Raw genomic sequence first — 20,380 nt, 5'->3', positions numbered from 1 at the left:
CAATTATGCGCCCCGCCGCCAGCAGTTTTCTCAGCTCGGGTGTGAGCTACTCCCGTTGTTCGCGTTGGAACCCTGGAGCATGGCCGCCACGTCGATGCCCGAGGCCTTGAGCGACTCCAGGATGTTGGCCACCGCCAGCGGGCTGACACCGAGTAGGCCGCCGACGGCGTCCTGGGTGTCGCGTGACCCACCGATGATCGACAGCCGCTCGATCTCGGCCAGGGGAGAGGCGGCCGCCTCGGTCGCCTTGACCACAGAGGCCAGCACGTCAGGCAGCATCAGCAGGCGCGCGGCGTCGGCCGAGTAGCCGTTGAGTGCGGCCGCGATCTCCTTCTTACCGTTGGCCTCGGCCAGCAGTTTGGCCTCGATACCGGCGGCCTCGGCCTGCTGTTCGACGCGCAGCGCGTCGGCCAGTTCCTTCTTACCGGCGGCCTCGGCGACCAGCTTGGCCTGCAGGCTGTCGGCCTCGGCCTGCTTCTCGACCCGGAGTGCGTCGGCGGCGGCCTTGCGGGCGTCGGCCTCGGCCTGCCCCTTGCGCCGCTCGGACTCGGCTGCGGCCTCGGCGGCCAGGATCGTGGACTGGCGCTGGCCTTCGGCGATCGCGATGTCGGCCTGTCTCTTCGCCTCGGCGGGCGCGATCACGTCGGCCTGCAGAGCGGCCTGGGCCTGTTCGGCACGACGCTGCTCCACCTCGATGCGGGCCTGCACCCGGGCCGCCTCGGCCTGCTCGGTGGCAATGCCGACGTCCTTCTGGGCCCGGGCGTTGGCCAGCGGCCCGGCCTGGTCGGCCTGGGCGTTCTCGGCCTCGGTCTGCGCGCGCAACCGGGCCAGCTCGACATCGCGCTTCTGGTTCGCGGTGGCGATGGCGGTGTCCGCCTCGGCCTGGGCGATGGAACCTTCCTGGCGGGCCTTGGCCGACTGGATCTGGGCGTCGCGCTCGGCCTCGGCGGTGCCGACCGTGGCGTCGCGCTTGACCTCGGCGATGCGGCGCTGGCCGAGCGACTTCAGGTAGTCGTTGGCATCGGAGATTCCGGCGATCTTGAGGACGTCGACCTCCATGCCGATGCGGGCCAGGTCGCCGCCGGCCTCCTCGACCACGCTGCGGGCCAGGCTGTCGCGGTTGGAGTTGAGGTCCTCGACGGTCATGGTCGCGGTGATGCCGCGCAGGCTGCCGGCCAGGATCTCGTTGATCTGGCGCTGCAGCTCATTGAGGTCGGAGGTCAAAAAGCGCTGGACCGCGGTCTGCACGGCCTCGTCGGCCGAGCCGATGCGGACCAGTCCGACCGCCTCGACGTTGACCGGCACACCGTTGTTGGACAGCGCGTTCTGCAGGTTGATGCTGACGTTGAACGGCTCCAGGCTCATGATGTCGACCCGCTCGATGCCGGGCATCCGGAACCGGGCGCCGCCGCGCACCACCTTGGGCGTGCCGCGCCCGGTGAACACGGCCACCTCGTTGGGCGGCACCTTGATGTAGTTCTTGACGTAGACCAGCGGTATGACCACCAGGATCAGGATGGCGGCGATGGCGGCCAGGACGACGATGAGCAGCAGGGACACGGTTGTGCCTTTCTGAAGGTTTGGTGCTCGGGTACAACTCAGGTTTCTGGAACAGCGACGACGTGAACGAAGTCGGGATCGATGTCGGCGATGTAGACGCGGGTGGCCTTGGGCAGCGCGGCCGTCTCGTCGCTCTTGGCGCGGGAGAACACGCGGTTGCCGTCGGCGTCGACGAAGGAGACCTCACCCCATCCGCCCGGCGGAACCTCGAGCGTGACGGTGCCGAGCAGGCCCACGTAGGAGGACCGGCCCCGGTGTGAGTTGGACTGCTGGCGGCGCATGTAGGGCAGCAGCAGTCCGTTGAGGGCGGCCACCAGTACGACGGCACAGGCCGCGGCCAGCGCCACGGTCCAGACCGTGCCCAGCCCCAGCCAGGTGCCGATCATGCCCCCGGTCCCGGCGCCGAGCAGGGCGACCGACAGGCCGGTGAGGCTCAGGAACGGCATCCCGTCCCCGTGCCCGACGTCGGCGAGTAGCAGGGCGGCCAGTACAGCGACGCCGCCGACGACGAACGCGGCCAGGTAAACAGCCATCACGTGCTCGAGATCTCCGTTCGCCGGGCAGCGGATCAGTCCGTACCATTCTCGCTTGATCCGGGGCTTCGCCGCGCACCAAATTTCGGTGGAGCTATCGGGTGGCCGGAGCTGTTCAGCCGTGATTTTGGCGCTGGCCGTCGAGCGGGTATTGTGGACCAACGGTGCGGCTATCGTGCCGACTTTTTGCGTGCCCCGTCTTGGAACTGCTGATTTTCTGCAATTTCGTCTGGATCCGGCTCACGTTTTGAAGTTGGTCGCCGGCAGCATCACGACGGGCTGCATTGCGACTAATGAAGCTACGAAACGAAAGCAAGGATCGCCGAACAGCATGGCCAAGAAAGACGGTGCCATCGAGGTCGAGGGTCGCGTGGTCGAACCTCTGCCCAATGCGATGTTTCGCATTGAGCTGGAGAACGGACACAAGGTCCTGGCCCACATCAGCGGCAAGATGCGGCAGCACTACATCCGCATCCTGCCCGAGGACCGGGTAGTGGTGGAGCTCTCTCCCTACGACCTGTCCCGGGGCCGCATCGTGTACCGGTACAAGTGACCCGATAGAAGCCCGACCAGTAACTACGAGACCGGTGACGTGCGCACGTGCACGCCACCAATAGAGCCAGAAGGATCGAAACAGCCGTGAAGGTGAACCCGAGCGTCAAGCCCATCTGCGATAAGTGCAGGGTGATCCGCCGGCATGGGCGGGTCATGGTGATCTGCAGCGATCCGCGCCACAAGCAGCGCCAGGGCTAAACCGTCCGTATACGGACGGCGCACAACTGAATGATGAACTCCCAGCACCACTGAGCGGATACGCCGCTCACCCGCGATGCGAGCCAAGTGCGAGCATTCACGTCCGGAACGGAGGCCGGACCCCGGAGAGTCCTTAGGGGCTGATGGGAACGGGCTGGGACCAGACCTCCGCAGAGAAGAAGGAACACCGCCACATGGCACGCCTCGTGGGCGTCGATCTTCCGCGCGACAAGCGCATGGAGATCGCGCTGACTTACATTTTCGGCATCGGCCGTACCCGTTCGAACGAGATCCTCGCCGCGACGGGTATTGACAAGAACATGCGCACGAAGGACCTGACCGACGATCAGGTGACCGTTCTGCGCGACTACATCGAAGGCAACCTCAAGGTTGAGGGTGACCTGCGCCGCGAGGTGCAGGCCGACATTCGCCGCAAGATCGAGATCGGCTGCTACCAGGGCCTGCGGCACCGCCGTGGTCTGCCCGTGCGCGGTCAGCGGACCAAGACCAACGCGCGTACCCGCAAGGGCCCCAAGCGCACCATCGCCGGCAAGAAGAAGGCTAGGTAACCCCGATGGCACCACCGAAGAAGGCCGCGGGCGCCAAGCGCGGTAAGACCACCCGTCGCCGGGAAAAGAAGAACGTCCCGCACGGCGCCGCACACATCAAGAGCACGTTCAACAACACGATCGTCTCGATCACCGATCCCCAGGGCAACGTCATCGCCTGGGCGTCGTCGGGTCACGTCGGCTTCAAGGGTTCGCGTAAGTCGACCCCGTTCGCCGCACAGCTGGCCGCCGAGAACGCTGCCCGCAAGGCGCAGGAGCACGGCGTGAAGAAGGTCGACGTGTTCGTCAAGGGTCCGGGTTCGGGCCGCGAGACCGCCATCCGCTCGCTGCAGGCCGCAGGCCTCGAGGTGGGCGCGATTTCCGACGTCACTCCGCAGCCGCACAACGGCTGCCGTCCGCCCAAGCGGCGCCGGGTCTAGGGAGGATCTGAACAATGGCTCGTTATACCGGACCCGCCACCCGCAAGTCGCGCCGTCTCGGCGTCGACCTGGTCGGTGGAGATCAGTCGTTCGAGAAGCGCCCCTACCCGCCCGGCCAGCACGGCCGCGCGCGGATCAAGGAGAGCGAATACCGCACTCAGCTGCAGGAGAAGCAGAAGGCTCGCTTCACCTACGGCGTGCTGGAGAAGCAGTTCCGCAAGTACTACGAAGAGGCCAACCGCAAGGCGGGCAAGACGGGTGAGAACCTGCTCCAGATCCTGGAGAGCCGCCTGGACAACGTGGTGTACCGCGCCGGCCTGGCGCGTACCCGCCGGATGGCCCGTCAGCTGGTCAGCCACGGCCACTTCACCGTCAACGGTGTCAAGGTGAACATCCCGAGCTTCCGGGTGTCGCAGTACGACATCATCGACGTCAAGGAGAAGTCGCTCAACACCCTGCCGTTCGAGGTTTCTCGGCAGACCGCGGGTGAGCGCCCGATCCCGTCGTGGCTGCAGGTCGTCGGCGAGCGTCAGCGGATCCTGGTGCACCAGCTGCCCGAGCGTGCGCAGATCCAGGTGCCGCTCGCAGAACAGCTCATCGTCGAGTTCTACTCGAAGTAATGACTCACCGGCCACCTGGCCGGTGAGTACCCAGACGGCATCAAATAGCGGGTGCCGAGAAGGAGAAGAACACAATGCTGATCTCTCAGCGACCCACACTGGCCGAGGAAACCCTCGCCGACAACCGCTCCAAGTTCGTCATCGAGCCCTTGGAGCCCGGTTTCGGTTACACGCTGGGTAACTCGCTGCGGCGCACGCTGCTGTCGTCCATTCCGGGCGCAGCGGTCACGAGCATCCGCATCGACGGTGTGCTGCACGAGTTCACCACCGTCCCCGGGGTGAAGGAAGACGTCACCGACATCATCCTGAACCTCAAGGGTCTGGTCGTGTCCTCCGAGGAGGACGAGCCGGTCACCATGTACCTGCGCAAGCAGGGCCCGGGTGCGGTCACCGCAGGTGACATCGTCCCGCCGGCCGGTGTGACCGTGCACAACCCGGACATGCACATCGCCACCCTGAACGACAAGGGCAAGCTCGAGGTCGAGCTCGTCGTCGAGCGTGGCCGTGGCTACGTTCCCGCCGTGCAGAACAAGGCCTCGGGTGCCGAGATCGGCCGTATCCCGGTCGATTCCATCTACAGCCCCGTGCTGAAGGTGACCTACAAGGTTGAGGCCACCCGCGTCGAGCAGCGCACCGACTTCGACAAGCTGATCCTCGATGTCGAGACCAAGAACTCGATCAGCCCGCGTGACGCCCTGGCGTCCGCCGGTAAGACCCTGGTCGAACTGTTCGGTCTGGCACGGGAACTCAACGTCGAGGCCGAGGGCATCGAGATCGGCCCGTCGCCGGCCGAGGCAGACCACATCGCCAGCTTCGCGCTGCCGATCGACGATCTGGACCTGACCGTCCGCTCGTACAACTGCCTCAAGCGCGAGGGTGTGCACACGGTGGGCGAGCTCGTCGCCCGCACGGAGTCCGACCTGCTGGACATCCGTAACTTCGGCCAGAAGTCCATCGACGAGGTGAAGATCAAGCTGCATCAGCTGGGTCTCTCGCTGAAGGACAGCCCGGCCACCTTCGATCCGTCCGAGGTTGCCGGCTACGACGCCGCCACCGGCACCTGGACCAGCGACGCCAGCTACGACCTGGACGCTGACCAGGACTACGCCGAGACCGAGCAGCTTTAAAGAATCCGTCCCGGTCCTACCTGATACGGGGACCGGCCCCATTTAGGAGATAGTCGCAATGCCCAAGCCCACAAAGGGTGCCCGCCTCGGCGGGTCGTCCTCACACCAGAAGGCGATCCTGGCCAACCTGGCCACGTCGCTGTTCGAGCACGGTCGCATCAAGACGACCGAGCCGAAGGCCCGGGCGTTGCGTCCGTACGCCGAGAAGCTGATCACCCACGCCAAGAAGGGTGAGCTGCACAACCGGCGCGAGGTGCTGAAGAAGATCCGTGACAAGGACGTCGTGCACGCCCTGTTCGCCGAGATCGGTCCCTTCTTCGCCGATCGCGAGGGTGGCTACACCCGCATCATCAAGGTCGAGAACCGTAAGGGCGACAACGCCCCCATGGCGGTCATCGAGCTGGTGCGGGAGAAGACCGTGACCTCCGAGGCCGACCGCGCTCGTCGCGCCGCCGCCGCGCAGGCCAAGGCTGCCGAGGCTGAAGCTCCCAAGGCTGAAGAGGCCGAGGAAGCCGCCGAGGAGACCCCGGTTGCCGAGGTCGAGGCCGAGGACGAGGCCATCGCCGACGCGCAGACAGCTGAGGCTGCGGCCGAGGATGACGCTGCCAAGTCGTAGTGACAACATGAACATGCCCGCCACCGGTTCCGGTGGCGGGCATGTTCGTTTGCGCCTGGACATCGCCTACGACGGCACCGATTTCGCGGGCTGGGCGACGCAGGCCGGTCAACGCACCGTCGCCGGCGTGATCGACGACGGGCTCTCGACGGTGTTTCGGACGCCGGTGGTGACGCGCACGGCGGGCCGAACCGACACCGGGGTGCATGCCACCGGCCAGGTCGCTCACGTCGACATCCCCACCGACGCACTCCCGCACGCGTACCCACGGACCGTCCGCCAGGCAGATGCCGAGTTCACCCCGCTGGTACGGCGATTGGCGCGGCTACTTCCGACCGACGTCCGGATCCGCGACATCGTCCGGGCGCCCGCGGGTTTCGACGCCAGGTTCTCGGCACTGCGCCGGCACTACACCTACCGGCTGAGCCTCGCCCCCTACGGGGTCGAGCCGGCCGAAGCACGGTTCGTCACGCCGTGGTCGAAGCCCCTGGACCTCGACGCGATGGCTGCCGCATCACGGGAACTGCGGGGGCTCAACGATTTCGCGGCGTTCTGCCGTCGTCGCCCCGGGGCAACGACGATCCGGGATCTGCAGCGGCTGGAGTGGGTGCGCGACGGCTTCTACGTGACGGCGTACGTCACCGCGGATGCGTTCTGCTGGAACATGGTTCGCTCGCTGGTCGGCGCGATGCTGGCAGTGGGCGAGGGTCGGCGGTCACCTGAGTGGACCGCCGGGCTACTGGGCGAGGCAAGCCGGTCGAGTGATTTCGCCGCTGCTCCTGCCCGTGGGCTCACACTCGTGCAGGTCGACTACCCGGCCGACGAAGAGCTTGAGGCCCGCAACGTGATCACCCGTGACGTGCGGACCGCTGACTGAGTATCTGACCTGCACTTCGGTGCGCGGGCGTCCGGGTTCGTACTTCCCGATTCCGGCCCTGCGACGAATGTGTATGTTGTTGCGGGTTTTTCGCCGATCCATCGCAGAAAGCTGCACACTCGCTGCAGTGTCGCCAACCGGGTAGGTGTTCCTACTCGCGCCGTGCGGCTGCCAACAACTTTCGCCGCACCCGCTCGACGATGCCGTTGTGGCCTGACACCATCGACTCGGTCACCCAGAGCACGGTCCAGTCGTACGATTCGAGTTCGGCCGTGTGCGAGTGCACCCACGCTCGGCACCCAGCTGAGTCCTCCTCCTCATCGCACTCGACGGCCAACTTCCATCGAGGCCAGCCCATCGCCGCCCGGTTCCACACCAAACCCCACGGGTCATAGAACGGGATCTGGGTCTGGAGCCCCGGTATCCCCGTGCGGCGTAGTAGCAGCCGAGTTCGGGACTGAAGCGGCGACTCGGCACCGCCATCGGCCTGAGCCAGCGACATCCGCAGGCGGTCGACACCTCGAATACCTGGATTCGCATCGGCCAACGACCACACCGTCTCTCGGTCGATTCCGGACTTGTTGATCAGCGCATCCAAGACCGGGACGGCATCTGCGCACGGCAGCAACCGGCCCAGATCGAAGATCGTCCGCGCCACGGTGGTGACCCGCATCCCGTCCACGTCACAAATATCTTCAGGTGCAAGGGCATACGAGCGCACCTGGATCCCGTCCGGCGCGCGTCGATTGTTCCGTACGACCTCGGCCGGTGCGTTGACGTCCAGCCAGTTGACGCCGTGCACCGCAGCCGCCGAAATGCCGCTCAGGACAGCGTCGGGACCGGCAAACAGCCATGCGGCCCGGGCTCGCAATCCCGGTGTGAGGGCGACGTCATCGGCGAGATAGACATTGCGGTAGACGGCGCGATAACTCGTCCGCAGATCGTGGGCGGAGAGTAGTCCGGCTGCTATTGCGGCGCTGCCCAGGAAGGGACTGGGCCGACTGCCGGGAGAAAGGCGTTGTTCGTCCACGGGGCCAGCATCGGCGCGCCTACCGACAATCGACCTGCCCCGGACGGAGGTTGTCCACAGCCCTCAGAGGCGGGCGGAGACGAACCTGGCTGCCTGGGCCACCATGCCTGACCGGATATAGCCGGGCGCCAGGTGATCCTGCCACCCGGCCCGCCACTTGTACGGGCTGCTCGGATTGCAGATCGGATCATCGGAGTGGCATAAGTCGATGGTGCGGTTCTGATAGGCCGGGTTCAGCAGCGTGATCGGTGCGGCCCAGTTGGCGCCGTTGCCGAACAGTGCCACTGCCGCGACGTGCCGGTCGGTGCCCTTGGGAAGCGGACTGTTGAAGGTGAACGCCGAGATCGGCATCGCCAGAATGAGATCGGTCGCGACGGCGCCGAGCGAGTATCCGCCCAGGATCAGCCGGGTGTTCGGACAGTTGCGGGTCATCCACTGCACGTGGCGGCTCATGTCGTTGGCGGCCACATCGGCCTGGGTGTCGGCCGGGTACCTCACCGAATAGAGGGCGACATTCGGGCCGCGCAGCGTGCGCAGTGCGTTGACGAAGGCAGCACCGACTTGTCCGGGACCTGGGGGCTCCATGCGGCCGCGGGCGAACACCACCTCCGCCGGTGGGCACGTGGCGGCCTTTGCGGCGCCAATCATGCTGGGCGCCACCGTCATTGGTACCACAACGGCAGTCAAAGCGGTGATCAGTGCGGCCGACATCCGACGGCCAATCACGCGTTAGATGGTATTTACGATGCCGTCGAGAATAGGTGGCGGTCCGGCAACGATCCGGCGACGAAGTTCATCTTGGTGAGCGGCCGGGCCGACTCAGATGCGCCCCGCCACGAAATCCGCCGCCTGGTTCACCATTCCGCCGTCGATGTAGGCGCCGGCCAGGTGATCGGGCCAGTTGTTCTTCCAGGTGTCGGGGTCGGCGGGGTTGCAGATCGGGTCAGCACCGTGGCACAGCTCGATGGTCCGGTCGGCATAGACCGGGCTGAAGCGGGTGATGGGACCGACCCACGCGGCGCCGTTGCCGAACAGGGCGACTGCGGCGATGTGGCTGTCGGCCCCTGCGGGCAGCGGAGTCTTGAAGCCGAACCCGGTGAACGGGACGGCCAGCACCACGTCGGCGACTGCCGCGCCCAGCGAGTACCCGCCGATCACCAACCGGGTATCCGGGCAGTTGTCCATCATGTACTGGATGTGCCCGCTCATGTCGTTGGCGCCGATGTCGACTTCGGTGTCGGCCGGATACTTCACGGCATATACACCGATGTTCTTGTTGGCCTTGGACCGCAGGGAACTCACGAACGCGTTCCCGAGGGTGCCGACGCCGGCGGGTTCGGTGCGGCCGCGGGCGAAGACAACCTCGACCGGTGGGCACGAGGCGGCGTTGGCGACGGCCGGTGAACCGGGCAGGACAGCCGAGGTGACCGGCAGGACAGCAAAGGCCGTCGCAAGGATGGCAGCCACACCGATACAGCGCCGAAGCAGCCGAGCTAGATGGCTTCCTGGGTGACCCTGGTTAGGAAGTTCGACCACCTCAGCGATCGTAGCGGACATCGACTACAGGAGTCCGGCGACGAAGTTTGCGGCGTCGTTGGCCGGGCCTTCGTATGCCCGGTGCGCCGGCACGCTGTCGCCGTCGCCGCAGATCGGATCGCCTGGGTTGCACAGGTCGATGGCGCGGCCGCCGTACACCGGACTCGAGGTGAGCGGCAAACCGAGCTTGGCCGACGGGTTGCCGAAGACGGCGACCGCGGCGACGTGCTCGGGGACGTTCGGCGGCAACGGCGCGTTGAAGCCGACGGCGGGGAACGGGACGGCGGCGATCACGTCGATGACCGCGGCGCCCTGCGAGTACCCGCCCAGCACCAGGCGGGTGTTGGGGCAGTTGTCCACCATCCACTGGATGTGCCCGGAGGCGTCGTTGGCGCCGCCCGCCGCGGCCAGGAAGTCGAAGCTGGCCGGGTAGTTCACCGCGTAGGCGCCGACCGAACGGCCGCCGACCTTGTTGCGCAGCGAACTGACGAACGCATTGCCGATCCGGCCGAGGCCGGCGGTGTCATTGGTGCCGCGAGCGAAGACCACCTCGATGTCGGGGCAGTCGGCGGCTTTGGCCAGGGGAAGGCCTACGCCGAGCTCCGCGGTGGAGGAGGGCACCACAACCGGCGCGACGACAGCGGCAGCAGCGGTGAGCGCTGCCGCCACGAACACGGTGCAGCGACGAACAAGATCAATAGCCACACCAAATCCTAACGTCTGTTGTTGACTAGACGATTCCCGCGACGAAGTTGGCGGCCTGATCTGCCATGCCGACGTAGTCGCTGTGCGCGAACGGGTTCCGGCCGCGCGAGCAGATCGGGTCCCCGTCCTTGCAGAGGTCGATCGCCTTGCCGCCGAACACCGACGACGTGAGTGGGATGCCGAATTTGGTCGAGGGATTCCCGAAGACGACCGCTGCGGCGACCTGGGGGACCAGCTCGCTCGCGAGCGGCGGTGCCGACCCGACTTCGCCGACCTTGTTGCCGAGCGGCGGGATGCCGGCCAGCATGTCGACGACCGCGGCGCCCTGCGAGTAGCCGCCGAGCACGACCCGCGTGGACGGGCAGGACGACGCCAGCGTGGCGATGCGGTTGGCGGCGTCGTTGGCGCCGTCGGCGGCGGCCAGGAAGTCATAGCTGGCCGGGTAGTTCACCCCGTAGGTGGACACCGTGCGACCGCCGACCTGGGAACGCAGCGCGTCGGCGAAAGCCTGCCCCGGACGTCCCAGATCGGGGAGATCATTGGTGCCGCGGGCGAAGATGACCTCGATGTCGGAGCACGGCGCGGCCGCGGCGGGCGCGGCGAGCGCCAGCGGGAAAGCTGCGCTGACCAGGGTTGAGGCGATCGCGGCCACCCGGGCCGACTTCCGGAGGAGACTCACGGGGGACATAGTCACACAAAATGCTTAGCCGCGGCTAATCGATTGTGCGTTCGGACGTCTCCTGTAGGGCCATATCGGGCCAGGTCGCAAGCTCGACCTGAGTGGCAGTCTGGGGGTCGGCCTGCTCGCTGCGGTCGCCCTGGCGGGCCACGGCCAGACCCAGCAGGACCACCGCGCCGCCGATCGCCTGGCTCACCGACATGGCCTCACCGAGCATGATCCAGGCGATGAGGACGGCGAACAGCACCTCCGAGAGCCCGACCAGGGAGGCGAAGCGCGGCTTGAGCCTGGCGATACCGACGATGCCGAGGGTGTAGGCCAGGGCGGTGGGGATCAGGCCCAGTGCGATCACCGGCACCAACCAGGCCGTGGTGTGCCCGGCGATCGTGACGGGGTTGGTGGTGAAGGTCAGCGGCATGACGCCGGTGACACCGAGGAGCGCCACGGCCGCGGTGCCGATGATCAGACCACCGGCGGCCAGGCTGATCGGGCTGAGCCCGTCGCCGTCGGTGCTGGCCTTGTTGGACATCATGAAGTAGCAGGCGGCACACACCGCAGCGGCCAGGCCCCAGGTCACGCCGGCGAGGTTGATCTGGGCGCCGCTGAACACGTCGAGCACCAGGACGATGCCGGCGACGGCGACGGCCACGCCACCGAAGGTCATGGCGCCGGGGCGGTGCCGGGTGGTGGCCCAGACCCAGCCGACGACCAGGATCGGCGCGGTGTACTCCAACAGCAGGGCCACGCCGACCGAAAGGTGTGCGACGGCGTTGTAGTAGCAGAGTTGCGCGCCGGCGATAGGGATCAGGCCGTAGCCGACGACGGTCTTGGCGTGGCCGAGCACCTCGCGGATCCAGCCGGGCCTGACGACGCTGGCGAACGCGGCCATCATGACTGCGCCGCCGGCCAGCCTGGCCGTGACGGCGGCAGTGGGGCTCCAGCCGGATTCCATCAGGGCTTTGGCGAACGGGCCCGATGAGCCGAAGGCGAGCGCGGAGCTGACGGCGAACAGTAGGCCGAGCCGGAAGTGGTTATCGGCGGTCGTGCGGTCGAGCTGGGCTTCGGCAGTCATCGGTACACCTCCCCTGGGGCATGTCATGAGTAAAATTGATTATGGTAATGACAGTAGGGTAGAACTTACGGCGACAGGGGGTCATGAGTCAAATGCTTTTTACCTATGACACGGAGCTCACGCTCCGGGCTGCGATGGTGTTGGTGAACACCGATCGGGTAGAAGGCGAACAACTGTCTGACCAGGCCGACCTGAACGCCTATCTGGATGACTTCGGCTGGACCGGCCGGCGTGACCGCGACGACACCGAACTGGAGGCCGTACGCGCGCTGCGCAGGCGCGTCGGGGAGATCTGGGCGGTGGCCGACGACGAGGAGGAGACGGTCCGCCGGGTCAACGCCCTGCTCAGCGATACCAAGGCGGCGCCGTGGCTGACCCGGCACAAGGAGATGCCGGAATGGCACCTGCACCTGGCCTCGGTCGACGACCCGCTGGCGCAGCGCATGGGCGCCGAGATGGCGATGGCGCTGGCAGACCTGATCCGCGGCGGCGAACTGCGCCGTCTCAAGATCTGCGCGGCCCCCGACTGTGAGGCGGTGCTGACCGACCTGTCGCGTAACCGCTCGCGGATCTTCTGCGACACCGGCAACTGCGGCAACCGCCAGCACGTCGCGGCCTACCGCCAGCGTCAGCGCGAGGACTGAATCGGTCGACGGGTGGACGTCGGCCCGTCAGTCCCTGTGAGTACTTCCGGCGTCTTCCGGCGCTGAGCGCATGCCGCTCAACAGGGTGAACAGGACGGCTTCGACGTCCTCGGCGGTCTGGTCCGGATCACTTCCGGCCGCGATGATCAGTACCGAATTGCAGAACAGGCTGAACAGGACGTCCGCGGCGGTCGCGACCGGAACGGGGACGGCTTCGCCCGTCTGAATGGCATCGGTGAGGGTGGCCCGGATCAGGGGCAGTGACATTTCCTCGTCCATTTCGCGGACCCGATCCCAGCCCAGCACGCCGACGGCCTGCCGGAGCAGCATCCGAGCGACGTCGTCGTCGACGTAGCCCCGGAGAAAAGCGCGCGTCGCGACCTCTACGCGTTGCCACGCGGTGGTGTCGGCCGGCATCGAGGCGACAGCGGCTTGCAGCACCGCGGCCTGGGCGCTGCGGAAGACCTCGGCGAAGATCTCCTGCTTGTCCCGAAAGTGGTGGTAGACGGCGCCATTGCTCGATTCGGAGGCTCGGGCGATCTCGTCGATCGACGTGGCCTCGAACCCCTTGGTGACGAACAGGTCGCGCGCGGCGTCCAGCACTGCCGTGCGCGTGAGCGCCGCGCTGATATCGCGCCGGCGGGGCTTGACGGAGCTCATAGAGGCGAGCATAGTGTCAGACTATCAATCGGTGACAGAGTCGGACTCTGTGAACCAATCGGGTAGCGGGAGGCGATATGGAATCGATGGGGGATCGCGACGGGCCGGCCGACGTCGACTTGATGCGTCGCGACGTGGAGCAACTGGTCAGGTTCGATCGACGAACTGCGGGCGCGGGGGAGCGCGCTTCCGCGCGCTACCTCGGCGAGCGGTTGGGCGGGCTCGATGCGAAGGACATCGAAACCTCGATGTTCCGCAGTCAAACGTCCTGGGCACCTGCGCATCTCGCGCACCTCGCACTCGGAGCCGGGCTGGCGGTGCTTCCGCATCCGGTGGCCCGGTGGTTCGGTGCGGCTGCCGCGGCGTCTTATGAACTGGAAGTCTCGGGGCGCCTGCAGTGGGTGCGGCGTCTCTTGCCGGCGCGGCGCGGCGTATCGGTGTGGGCGCGGATTCCCGCCGCGGGCCACTCGCGTCGCACGTTGGTGCTCTGCGCCCATCACGATGCCGCGCACATGGGCGTGGTGTGGCATCCGTATGCCGTCGCGGCCAGCCGCCGCCTGGCCGCGAGCACCGGCCATGCGGTGCCCAGTCATGCCATCCCGTTGACCGCACTGGCGGCCGCCGCGGTCCCGTCCCGCCGGATCAGGATCGTGGCCGGCGCCGCCCTGGCGCTGAGCGCCACGCTCATGGTGCAGTCCATGCGGAGCCGGACCGCCCCCGGCGCCAACGACAATGCCTCAGGTGTCGCCGCCGTGCTCGAGCTCGTCCGACAATTCGTCACGTCGCCACTGCCGGAAACCACTGTGCTGGTGGTATTTCCTGGCGGCGAAGAGGCCGGCAACACAGGAATCAAGGACTGGCTGCACCGGCACCGGCGGCAACTCGATCCCGAGCACACCCTGGTGATCAATCTCGACTCGGTCGGCAGCCGTGGGCCGATGGTCGTGTCTGCGCGAGAGGCGTTGACGAACACGCTGTCGGCAGATGCGGTCGAGCGGGCCCATCGCGCCGCCGCCGAACTCGATCTGGACTTCGATCAGGTCAGCTTCCCCAACGCGACCGACGCCGCGATCATGACCCACACCGGCCTGCCCGCGGTCTCACTGTTGTCCGTGGAGGACGGCTGGGTCAGTCACCTGCATCGACCCTCGGACACGGTGGACAACGTCGACTGGACCACCGTGACCGACGCTGTCCGCCTGGCGGGGCAGATCGCGCGCACGTGGGTGCGGGACGCGCAGGAGGTCGTGGCGGCATGAGAGCCTCATCGCGACTGGTCACCGAGCAGTCCGATCGCGTACTCACGGTGGCTTTCAACAACCCGCCGCGACACTTCTTCGATGAGCGGATGAGCATCGAATTGGACCATCTCACCAGGGAATTGAGGCGCGACTCGACAATTCGGGCGGTGGTGTTCACGGGGTACGACGACACGTATCTCACTCATTTCGACGTACCGTCACTGCTCCGGGGAGCCGAATCGGTGCCGGTGAGTGTCGGATACGGCCCGGCCCGGGCCGTCATCGCGGGTGCGCGGGTGGCCGTCGCCAACCGGAGAGTGGATTCCGTGCTGCGTCGCACCGGTCTGCGAAACACCCTGTTCCTGGCCCGCACCTACGCGTCCCTGGAACGCCTGTCCCGGCTGGATCAGGTGGTGATCACCGAGATCAACGGTCTCGCCCTGGGGATGGGAGCGATCTTCGCGCTGGCCTGTGACCTCCGGATCATGGCCGACGACACCAAGATCGGGTTGGTGGAGTCGGGAATCGGTCTGCTCGCGGGTGCCGGCGGGACCCAACGCCTTACCCGGATCGTGGGTGCCGCGGCCGCCGTCGAACTGCTCCTCGAAGGCAGCTGGCTCACGGCGGACGATGCGGTTCGACTCGGCGTCGTCCACCACGTCCGTCCACGAGAACGACTGCGCGCATTCACACTAGAACTCGCCGGCCGCATGGCGGCCAGGTCGCCGGCCATCACGCGGGAGGTCAAACGCGCCGTCTATGACTCCAGCACCAGGCCCATCGCCGCCTCCATGCGGCGGGAAGCCGCGGGCCTGGTTCGGACGCTGACCGACCGGGACACCAAGCGTTCGATGACCGCCTACCGCAACTATCTCGCCACCAACGAGCCACTGACCGACGAGGTGATCCTGCGGGGGTGGGAGCTTGTCGGTGTTTCGCGCCAGGCCATTTCGCCGACGAGTACTTCAGACCGATAGGGAGAAACAGTGCCTGACAATCGATCACACGACGTCGCGGTCTTCGGGGCCACCGGATACACCGGAAAACAGATCGTCCGCGAACTCCTCGCCGCCGGCCGTTCTGTGGTCTGCGTGGGTCGCGATCTCGACAAACTGCGCAAGCTTGCCGCTGACACCGGCCAGCCCGTCCGTGTGGAAGCCGCAGCGCTGAGCGACCGGTCGCGCGTCGAGGAGATCTGCTCGGACGTGCGCACCGTCGTCAACGCGGCCGGGTCCTTCGTCGAAACCTGCGAACCGGTGGCGTGTGCCGCGATCGCCGCCCGGACCCACTATGTCGATATCAGCGGTGAGCAACGCTCGATCCAGTACGTTTTCGACGAACTGGGCGCCGCGGCTGCGGGCGCCGGTGTCGCGCTGATTCCGTCCGCGGCGTTCTACGCGGCGCTCGCCGATGCGTTGGTCACGTTGCTGGCGGCCGAATCCGGGCGGATCGATGCCGTCGACATCGGCTATCACATCACCGACTGGACGCCGAGCGGTGCCGCCTACGCCAACTTTCTGCGCGGGATGGGGCGACCCATCGTCCAGTTCGATCAGGGGTACGTCGAGGTGAGAACTCCCCGCCTCGAGACGGCCGAGTTTCCGGATCCGGTCGGGACCCAGACGGTATTCACCTACCCGGCGCCGGATGCCGTCACGGTTCCCCGTCATCTCGACGTCGGGTCCGTCCGAACCTGGATGTCCGCCAGCACATTCGGAAGTGCGGTACCGGACCGCTTCGTCCCGCTGATGACCCGCGCAGTAGGTGCAGCGTTGCGGAGTCCGTTCCGGTCGCCGGCCGAAACCCTGTTCAGTGCGACGACCCGGTCCACTCACACCCGAATCGACGACGACCCCACGCGATTCTGGATATCGGTCAAGGCCGAAGGAGAATCGGGCGTCCGGACGGCAACGCTGAGCGCCGACGGGATCTTCGACCTCACGGCCCCCATCGCGGCCGCGATCGTGGGGATAACCCTCGGGGACGCATTCGTTGCGACCGGAGCCGTTAGCCCTGCGCAGATCGTCGATCCGCGAGCGTTCCTCGACGGCCTTGCCAGGCACGGGCTCGCCTATCAGCTGAGCTGACGCCGCCGCAATCACTGCGTTTGACGTGGCCCCGGCGGGGTTAGGGTGATTCCCGGGGGACATATGGCACGGCGATCGGCCACTCGATTGCAGCTCAGCGGGCATCGATTCCTGCTGCGGCGCATGGCTCATGCGCTCGTTCGGGGTGACGCCCGCATGCTCGACGATCCATTGCGCGCACAAGCGGTGGCCTACGGTGCGGGGTGCGTACTGGCGGCCGTCGCGATCACGGTGTGCGCGGTGCTCGCACTGGTGCGTCCGGGCTCCGCGCCCGGCGATGCGCCGATCCTGATGACGCGTGACACCGGCGCGATATATGTGCGCGTCGACGACACCGTGCATCCCGTGCCCAACCTCGCTTCGGCGCGGCTCGTCGCCGGCACAGCGGCGAATCCGGTTGTGGTCGACGATGATGTGATTGCGAAGTTCCGCCGCGGGCCGCTGGTCGGGATACCGGGTGCTCCCACCCAGATCGGCCGGCCGCTGAACCTGGACGAGTCGAGTTGGGCGACCTGCGATGTCGCCGAACCCGCCGAGACCGTGCTGGTGGCAGGCCGGCCGGCCTCGAGGTCTCACCACTGCTCGGCGGTCAGGCCCTATTGGTCTCAGCACGCGCGGTGGGAGGGTCGACCTACCTGCTCGCCGACGGGTGGCGTGCACAGGTGGATCTTCGCGACATCGCCGTCGTGCGGGCGTTGCACTTGGAAGGTGTTTCCGCCCAGCCGGTTTCGCAAGCCCTGCTGGACTCCGTGCCCGAGGCTCCCGCCCTTCGGGCGCCCGCGATCCCGGGAGTGGGTTCTCCCGGACCGGCCGCACTGGGCGGACTCACGGCGGGCACGGTGATCCGCGTGGTGCGTGCCGGTCCTGCCGAGTTCTACGTGGTGCTCGCCGACGGGCTGCAGCGCGTCGACCGGGTGGCGGCCGATGTCATTCGCTTCAGCGTGGCGCAGCCACATGACGAACCGCCCGTCGTTCCAGCCGACGTGGTGGCCGATGTGCCGGTCGCCGCCGGTCTCGCTGTGGCCCGGTTTCCGGAGCGGGTACTGCCTCGTGGACGGGCGGTCGTGTGCGCCCGTTGGGATCCGAGGCAGCCTGGACCCGATACGAATACGACCGTGACCATGGCTGACTCGCTGCCGGGTGGCGGTGTGCAACTCGCACAGGCTGATGGCGAGGGACCGAACATCGATCGGGCGCAGATCCCGGCGGGCCGCAGCGTGCTGCTGGAGGCAGGCAGTGTCGTCCGCGGGGCGGCCGCCGGTGGACCGCTGTACCTGTTGAACGATCTCGGTGTGCTGTTCGGGATCCGCGACGGGGAGACCGCCGAACAACTCGGTCTGGGGACCAGCGCTGTCCCCGCGCCGTGGCCGATGCTGGCGATGCTGCCGCGGGGTCCCGAACTCAACCGTGACGCGGCATCAGTCGTTCGGGACACCGTGTCCGGCATCCGGGCTGCGCCGGCGTAACCGGTTGGCCGCCAGAATCAATGCCGTCACGACCGTTGCGGCTACACAAATGGCCGCGCCGCCGAAGGCGATGCGCCGCGGCAGGGGATCGATGGGTGCCGGAATAGTGGGTGCCACCGAAACCGGAGCGGTCGGTACGGATGCGGGCGCCGTTGTGCTGTCACTGACCGCGGCCAGGGCGTCGACCACGCCGTGCCCCACGTACGGATTCCATCCGTCGGCAGGCGTATGTGCGGTGTCCTCGATGCGGCGCATCACCTCTCGTGCGCTCAACTGAGGGAATCGGGAGCGCACCAGTGCGGCGATCCCGGCAACGACAGGCGCGGCGTAACTGGTCCCCGAAATCGGGACTTCGCGTCCGACCGTGCGGATCAACTGTTCGCCGTCGGGATGCAGCGACACGAGGTTTTCGCCGGGGGCGGCCACATCCACCCATGGACCGGCCAGGCTGAAAGGCGATGCGGTACCGCTGGATCCGACCGATCCGATGCACAACACCAGGTCGTCGTACCAGGCGGGGCTGGACACCGAGCGCACGCTGTTCCAGTCGGGTTCGCCCGGCAGTCCGACCGGACCGTCCTGTTGGGTGCAGCCCGCGCCGACGTTGCCCGCCGCGACCACCACCACGACGTTGCGCACGTCGACGGCGTAGCTCAGCGCAGCGCCGAGGGCGCGATCGTCGGGTGCTTCGGTGGCGGGTACGCAGGCAGGAGACGAGATGTTGATGACCGTCGCGCCGAGATCAGCCGCGGTGCGGACCGCCATGGCGAGGGTTTCGACGTCTCCGACACCGGTGGCTTCACCATCAGCGGCGAACTTGTTGCTCGACTGCCGGATTGACAGGACGGCGGCATCGGGGGCAACCCCGCTGAAGCCGGCGCTCGGTGCGGCGGCTGCGATTCCGGCGACGATCGTGCCGTGACCATCGCAATCCGCGGTGCCGTCACCGTGGGACACATAGTCGCCGCCGCCGATCAGGCGCGGCAGCAATCGATGCCAGGGCGACCCCGGTATCGATCACCGCGATCTTCTGGCCCGCGCCGCGCGTGAGCGGCCACACCGCGTCCAGATTCAATGGGTTGCCCGCTGTGCCGGTGAAGCCGACCGCGGATTGGTAGCAAGGCTGGCGCTGCTCGGTGGAAATGACGGGCGCCGGCGGAGCGGGTGGCGGCAGCAGGGTGGCATCGACCGCGGGCGGTACGACCGCAGCGGCCGGCGCGACGGACAGCAGCGGGAGCCCGGCGACCAACGCCACGATCAACCGGCCCGAGCGTTTCACCGCAATCCCAGGTCGCGGACGAGGTCGAAGGCACCGGCGAGCCAACATGCCAACGGCACCACCGCGGCCAGCGTGCCGTATTCGACGGCATCGGCGAGCCGAGCTGCCGTGGGACTCTGGACCGCGACAGGCCAGAGCACGGCCACGCCGGCGCCCACGGCGAGGATGCCGGCCCAACTGCCCCGCGTGGGATCCCATGCCACCATGAGGGCGAAAGCCGCAGTGAGCGAGAGAAATCCGCAGATCGCCGGAGCTGTGCGGCAATGCCCGGATCCGTAGGTACGCGAGCGCAGCAGCAGGGCCACGCCCACGGCCGCGGTGAACACCACCTCGACGGCGGTGACCTGTTGAGCACCGGCGAGGGCGAGGATCGTGGTGCCCAATGCGGCGGCGACCGAACAGCCGGCCACCAGGCTCACGAGGTTCCGATGCCCGTGGAGGGCACGTGCTTCGGCGTCCGATTCTCCGTCAGCCGCCACCTCATCCTCCGTATCGGGGTACCCGGGCACCGGAGGCGTCAAGCCGGCGAGAGCGATGGACAATCGCGGGGCAAATGGCAGCAGGCCCAGCCCGAGTGCGCCAACCACCGCACCCCATGCTGGTGTGGTCAGCGGCCACAGCGCTGCGAAACCCGTGGGCAGGGCAAGCAACCCGGCGACCGTCACGACCGCGAGCAGGATCTGCCGACTGTCACCGGATACCCGGATCAGCACCGCGCCCGCCGAGCCCGCGGCCGTCGTGGCGAGAAAGAGGTTCGCCGGCGCGGGGCCGCCCGGAACCACGAGAAATCCCAGAACCGCAACGGACGCCACAGCCGCGACGCCGAGCGTCGCGATCACGGCCGAACTCAGACCCAGGCGCGGTGCGGACACGGCGATGGCCATCACCGCGACAGCCACCACCGCGG

22 protein-coding genes and 2 pseudogenes are annotated in these 20,380 nt (G+C 67.4%); 13 read left to right on the top strand and 11 right to left on the bottom strand.

Annotated features, from left to right (window positions below; translation table 11 throughout):
* Positions 1 to 30: 30 nt before the first annotated feature.
* Together ACNQVK_RS30115 and ACNQVK_RS30110 are read right to left on the bottom strand one after the other, a co-directional pair.
* Positions 31 to 1,560, bottom strand: a complete 1,530-nt coding sequence (locus ACNQVK_RS30115; RefSeq protein ID WP_418032442.1) for a flotillin family protein — start codon at positions 1,558 to 1,560, stop codon at positions 31 to 33.
* Between the two features lie 38 nt (positions 1,561 to 1,598).
* Positions 1,599 to 2,093 carry a hypothetical protein gene (locus ACNQVK_RS30110; RefSeq protein ID WP_418032441.1) on the bottom strand — a complete coding sequence of 165 codons (495 nt, stop codon included), beginning with the start codon at positions 2,091 to 2,093 and terminating at the stop codon, positions 1,599 to 1,601.
* A 331-nt stretch (positions 2,094 to 2,424) separates the two neighbouring features.
* Between ACNQVK_RS30110 and infA the strand changes: the two genes are divergently transcribed.
* The 8 genes from infA to truA all read left to right on the top strand — a co-directional run bounded on the left by infA (position 2,425) and on the right by truA (position 7,074).
* A complete protein-coding gene (gene infA, locus ACNQVK_RS30105) occupies positions 2,425 to 2,646 on the top strand; it encodes a translation initiation factor IF-1 (protein WP_003418601.1) in 222 nt (73 codons plus the stop codon).
* A gap of 86 nt (positions 2,647 to 2,732) precedes the next feature.
* A complete protein-coding gene (gene rpmJ / locus ACNQVK_RS30100; RefSeq protein ID WP_003879483.1) occupies positions 2,733 to 2,846 on the top strand; it encodes a 50S ribosomal protein L36 in 114 nt (37 codons plus the stop codon).
* Positions 2,847 to 3,040: 194 nt separating this feature from the next.
* On the top strand, positions 3,041 to 3,415 hold the full coding sequence (gene rpsM, locus ACNQVK_RS30095) for a 30S ribosomal protein S13 (protein ID WP_044519236.1): 375 nt from the start codon (positions 3,041 to 3,043) through the stop codon (positions 3,413 to 3,415).
* Between the two features lie 5 nt (positions 3,416 to 3,420).
* Positions 3,421 to 3,834 (top strand): 30S ribosomal protein S11, encoded by a 414-nt coding sequence (gene rpsK, locus ACNQVK_RS30090; protein WP_004571524.1) that lies wholly within the window; start codon positions 3,421 to 3,423, stop codon positions 3,832 to 3,834.
* Positions 3,835 to 3,848: 14 nt separating this feature from the next.
* Entirely contained in the window at positions 3,849 to 4,454 is a 606-nt protein-coding gene (rpsD, locus tag ACNQVK_RS30085) for a 30S ribosomal protein S4 (RefSeq protein ID WP_044516249.1), read from the top strand.
* 74 nt (positions 4,455 to 4,528) lie between these two features.
* On the top strand, positions 4,529 to 5,581 hold the full coding sequence (locus ACNQVK_RS30080) for a DNA-directed RNA polymerase subunit alpha (protein ID WP_044516250.1): 1,053 nt from the start codon (positions 4,529 to 4,531) through the stop codon (positions 5,579 to 5,581).
* A 58-nt stretch (positions 5,582 to 5,639) separates the two neighbouring features.
* A complete protein-coding gene (rplQ, locus tag ACNQVK_RS30075) occupies positions 5,640 to 6,197 on the top strand; it encodes a 50S ribosomal protein L17 (protein WP_044516252.1) in 558 nt (185 codons plus the stop codon).
* 7 nt (positions 6,198 to 6,204) lie between these two features.
* Positions 6,205 to 7,074, top strand: a complete 870-nt coding sequence (gene truA / locus ACNQVK_RS30070) for a tRNA pseudouridine(38-40) synthase TruA (protein ID WP_418032440.1) — start codon at positions 6,205 to 6,207, stop codon at positions 7,072 to 7,074.
* A gap of 151 nt (positions 7,075 to 7,225) precedes the next feature.
* On the opposite strand, the gene ACNQVK_RS30065 is transcribed toward truA, so the two are convergent.
* The 6 genes from ACNQVK_RS30065 to ACNQVK_RS30040 form a co-directional block, all read right to left on the bottom strand.
* Entirely contained in the window at positions 7,226 to 8,104 is an 879-nt protein-coding gene (locus tag ACNQVK_RS30065; protein WP_418032439.1) for a hypothetical protein, read from the bottom strand.
* Positions 8,105 to 8,167: 63 nt separating this feature from the next.
* Entirely contained in the window at positions 8,168 to 8,815 is a 648-nt protein-coding gene (locus tag ACNQVK_RS30060) for a cutinase family protein (protein WP_090424694.1), read from the bottom strand.
* Positions 8,816 to 8,923: 108 nt separating this feature from the next.
* On the bottom strand, positions 8,924 to 9,661 hold the full coding sequence (locus ACNQVK_RS30055; protein WP_418032438.1) for a cutinase family protein: 738 nt from the start codon (positions 9,659 to 9,661) through the stop codon (positions 8,924 to 8,926).
* A 3-nt stretch (positions 9,662 to 9,664) separates the two neighbouring features.
* Positions 9,665 to 10,345 carry a cutinase family protein gene (locus ACNQVK_RS30050; RefSeq protein ID WP_418032437.1) on the bottom strand — a complete coding sequence of 227 codons (681 nt, stop codon included), beginning with the start codon at positions 10,343 to 10,345 and terminating at the stop codon, positions 9,665 to 9,667.
* Between the two features lie 25 nt (positions 10,346 to 10,370).
* Complete coding sequence (locus ACNQVK_RS30045) at positions 10,371 to 11,033, bottom strand: cutinase family protein (RefSeq protein ID WP_418034430.1); 663 nt, start codon at positions 11,031 to 11,033, stop codon at positions 10,371 to 10,373.
* Positions 11,034 to 11,058: 25 nt separating this feature from the next.
* Positions 11,059 to 12,096: an EamA family transporter gene (locus tag ACNQVK_RS30040; protein WP_418032436.1), complete on the bottom strand. Its 1,038-nt coding sequence runs from the start codon at positions 12,094 to 12,096 to the stop codon at positions 11,059 to 11,061.
* A 92-nt stretch (positions 12,097 to 12,188) separates the two neighbouring features.
* Between ACNQVK_RS30040 and ACNQVK_RS30035 the strand changes: the two genes are divergently transcribed.
* Positions 12,189 to 12,740 carry a CGNR zinc finger domain-containing protein gene (locus ACNQVK_RS30035; RefSeq protein ID WP_418034428.1) on the top strand — a complete coding sequence of 184 codons (552 nt, stop codon included), beginning with the start codon at positions 12,189 to 12,191 and terminating at the stop codon, positions 12,738 to 12,740.
* A 27-nt stretch (positions 12,741 to 12,767) separates the two neighbouring features.
* On the opposite strand, the gene ACNQVK_RS30030 is transcribed toward ACNQVK_RS30035, so the two are convergent.
* Positions 12,768 to 13,400, bottom strand: coding sequence for a TetR/AcrR family transcriptional regulator (locus ACNQVK_RS30030; RefSeq protein WP_418032435.1), 633 nt, complete (start codon positions 13,398 to 13,400; stop codon positions 12,768 to 12,770).
* A 77-nt stretch (positions 13,401 to 13,477) separates the two neighbouring features.
* Here ACNQVK_RS30030 and ACNQVK_RS30025 point away from each other — a divergent pair, with 77 nt between their 5' ends.
* The 4 genes and pseudogenes from ACNQVK_RS30025 to eccB form a co-directional block, all read left to right on the top strand.
* On the top strand, positions 13,478 to 14,659 hold the full coding sequence (locus ACNQVK_RS30025) for a M28 family metallopeptidase (protein ID WP_418032434.1): 1,182 nt from the start codon (positions 13,478 to 13,480) through the stop codon (positions 14,657 to 14,659).
* Entirely contained in the window at positions 14,656 to 15,618 is a 963-nt protein-coding gene (locus ACNQVK_RS30020; RefSeq protein WP_418032433.1) for an enoyl-CoA hydratase/isomerase family protein, read from the top strand. Before ACNQVK_RS30025 ends, ACNQVK_RS30020 begins: the two co-directional genes overlap by 4 nt.
* A 9-nt stretch (positions 15,619 to 15,627) precedes the next feature.
* Positions 15,628 to 16,728 carry a saccharopine dehydrogenase NADP-binding domain-containing protein gene (locus tag ACNQVK_RS30015; RefSeq protein WP_418032432.1) on the top strand — a complete coding sequence of 367 codons (1,101 nt, stop codon included), beginning with the start codon at positions 15,628 to 15,630 and terminating at the stop codon, positions 16,726 to 16,728.
* Positions 16,729 to 16,860: 132 nt separating this feature from the next.
* Positions 16,861 to 18,194 (top strand): annotated as a pseudogene (eccB, locus tag ACNQVK_RS30010) (type VII secretion protein EccB); the annotation flags it as partial.
* Here eccB and mycP read toward each other — a convergent pair.
* Together mycP and eccD are read right to left on the bottom strand one after the other, a co-directional pair.
* Positions 18,147 to 19,521 (bottom strand): annotated as a pseudogene (mycP, locus tag ACNQVK_RS30005) (type VII secretion-associated serine protease mycosin). The pseudogenes eccB and mycP sit on opposite strands and share 48 nt — an antisense overlap.
* Entirely contained in the window at positions 19,470 to 20,375 is a 906-nt protein-coding gene (gene eccD / locus ACNQVK_RS30000; protein ID WP_418032431.1) for a type VII secretion integral membrane protein EccD, read from the bottom strand. Before eccD ends, mycP begins: the two are co-directional and overlap by 52 nt.
* Between the last annotated feature and the right edge of the window lie 5 nt (positions 20,376 to 20,380).

This window comes from Mycobacterium sp. 134, from assembly GCF_048282715.1.
Classification (GTDB): Bacteria; Actinomycetota; Actinomycetes; order Mycobacteriales; family Mycobacteriaceae; genus Mycobacterium; species Mycobacterium septicum.
The sequence above is the reverse complement of the archived record's forward strand: the minus strand, read 5'-3'. Positions and strand labels throughout refer to the sequence as shown.

Bases quoted from the DNA above. Each gene is read 5' to 3' on its own strand.
- ACNQVK_RS30110 (WP_418032441.1), bottom strand. From the start codon at position 2,093: ATGGCTGTTTACCTGGCCGCGTTCGTCGTCGGCGGCGTCGCTGTACTG.
- infA (WP_003418601.1), top strand. From the start codon at position 2,425: ATGGCCAAGAAAGACGGTGCCATCGAGGTCGAGGGTCGCGTGGTCGAA.
- rpsM (WP_044519236.1), top strand. From the start codon at position 3,041: ATGGCACGCCTCGTGGGCGTCGATCTTCCGCGCGACAAGCGCATGGAG.
- rpsK (WP_004571524.1), top strand. From the start codon at position 3,421: ATGGCACCACCGAAGAAGGCCGCGGGCGCCAAGCGCGGTAAGACCACC.
- rpsD (WP_044516249.1), top strand. From the start codon at position 3,849: ATGGCTCGTTATACCGGACCCGCCACCCGCAAGTCGCGCCGTCTCGGC.
- ACNQVK_RS30080 (WP_044516250.1), top strand. From the start codon at position 4,529: ATGCTGATCTCTCAGCGACCCACACTGGCCGAGGAAACCCTCGCCGAC.
- rplQ (WP_044516252.1), top strand. From the start codon at position 5,640: ATGCCCAAGCCCACAAAGGGTGCCCGCCTCGGCGGGTCGTCCTCACAC.
- truA (WP_418032440.1), top strand. From the start codon at position 6,205: ATGAACATGCCCGCCACCGGTTCCGGTGGCGGGCATGTTCGTTTGCGC.
- ACNQVK_RS30060 (WP_090424694.1), bottom strand. From the start codon at position 8,815: ATGTCGGCCGCACTGATCACCGCTTTGACTGCCGTTGTGGTACCAATG.
- ACNQVK_RS30055 (WP_418032438.1), bottom strand. From the start codon at position 9,661: ATGTCCGCTACGATCGCTGAGGTGGTCGAACTTCCTAACCAGGGTCAC.
- ACNQVK_RS30045 (WP_418034430.1), bottom strand. From the start codon at position 11,033: ATGTCCCCCGTGAGTCTCCTCCGGAAGTCGGCCCGGGTGGCCGCGATC.
- ACNQVK_RS30040 (WP_418032436.1), bottom strand. From the start codon at position 12,096: ATGACTGCCGAAGCCCAGCTCGACCGCACGACCGCCGATAACCACTTC.
- ACNQVK_RS30035 (WP_418034428.1), top strand. From the start codon at position 12,189: ATGCTTTTTACCTATGACACGGAGCTCACGCTCCGGGCTGCGATGGTG.
- ACNQVK_RS30030 (WP_418032435.1), bottom strand. From the start codon at position 13,400: ATGAGCTCCGTCAAGCCCCGCCGGCGCGATATCAGCGCGGCGCTCACG.
- ACNQVK_RS30025 (WP_418032434.1), top strand. From the start codon at position 13,478: ATGGAATCGATGGGGGATCGCGACGGGCCGGCCGACGTCGACTTGATG.
- ACNQVK_RS30020 (WP_418032433.1), top strand. From the start codon at position 14,656: ATGAGAGCCTCATCGCGACTGGTCACCGAGCAGTCCGATCGCGTACTC.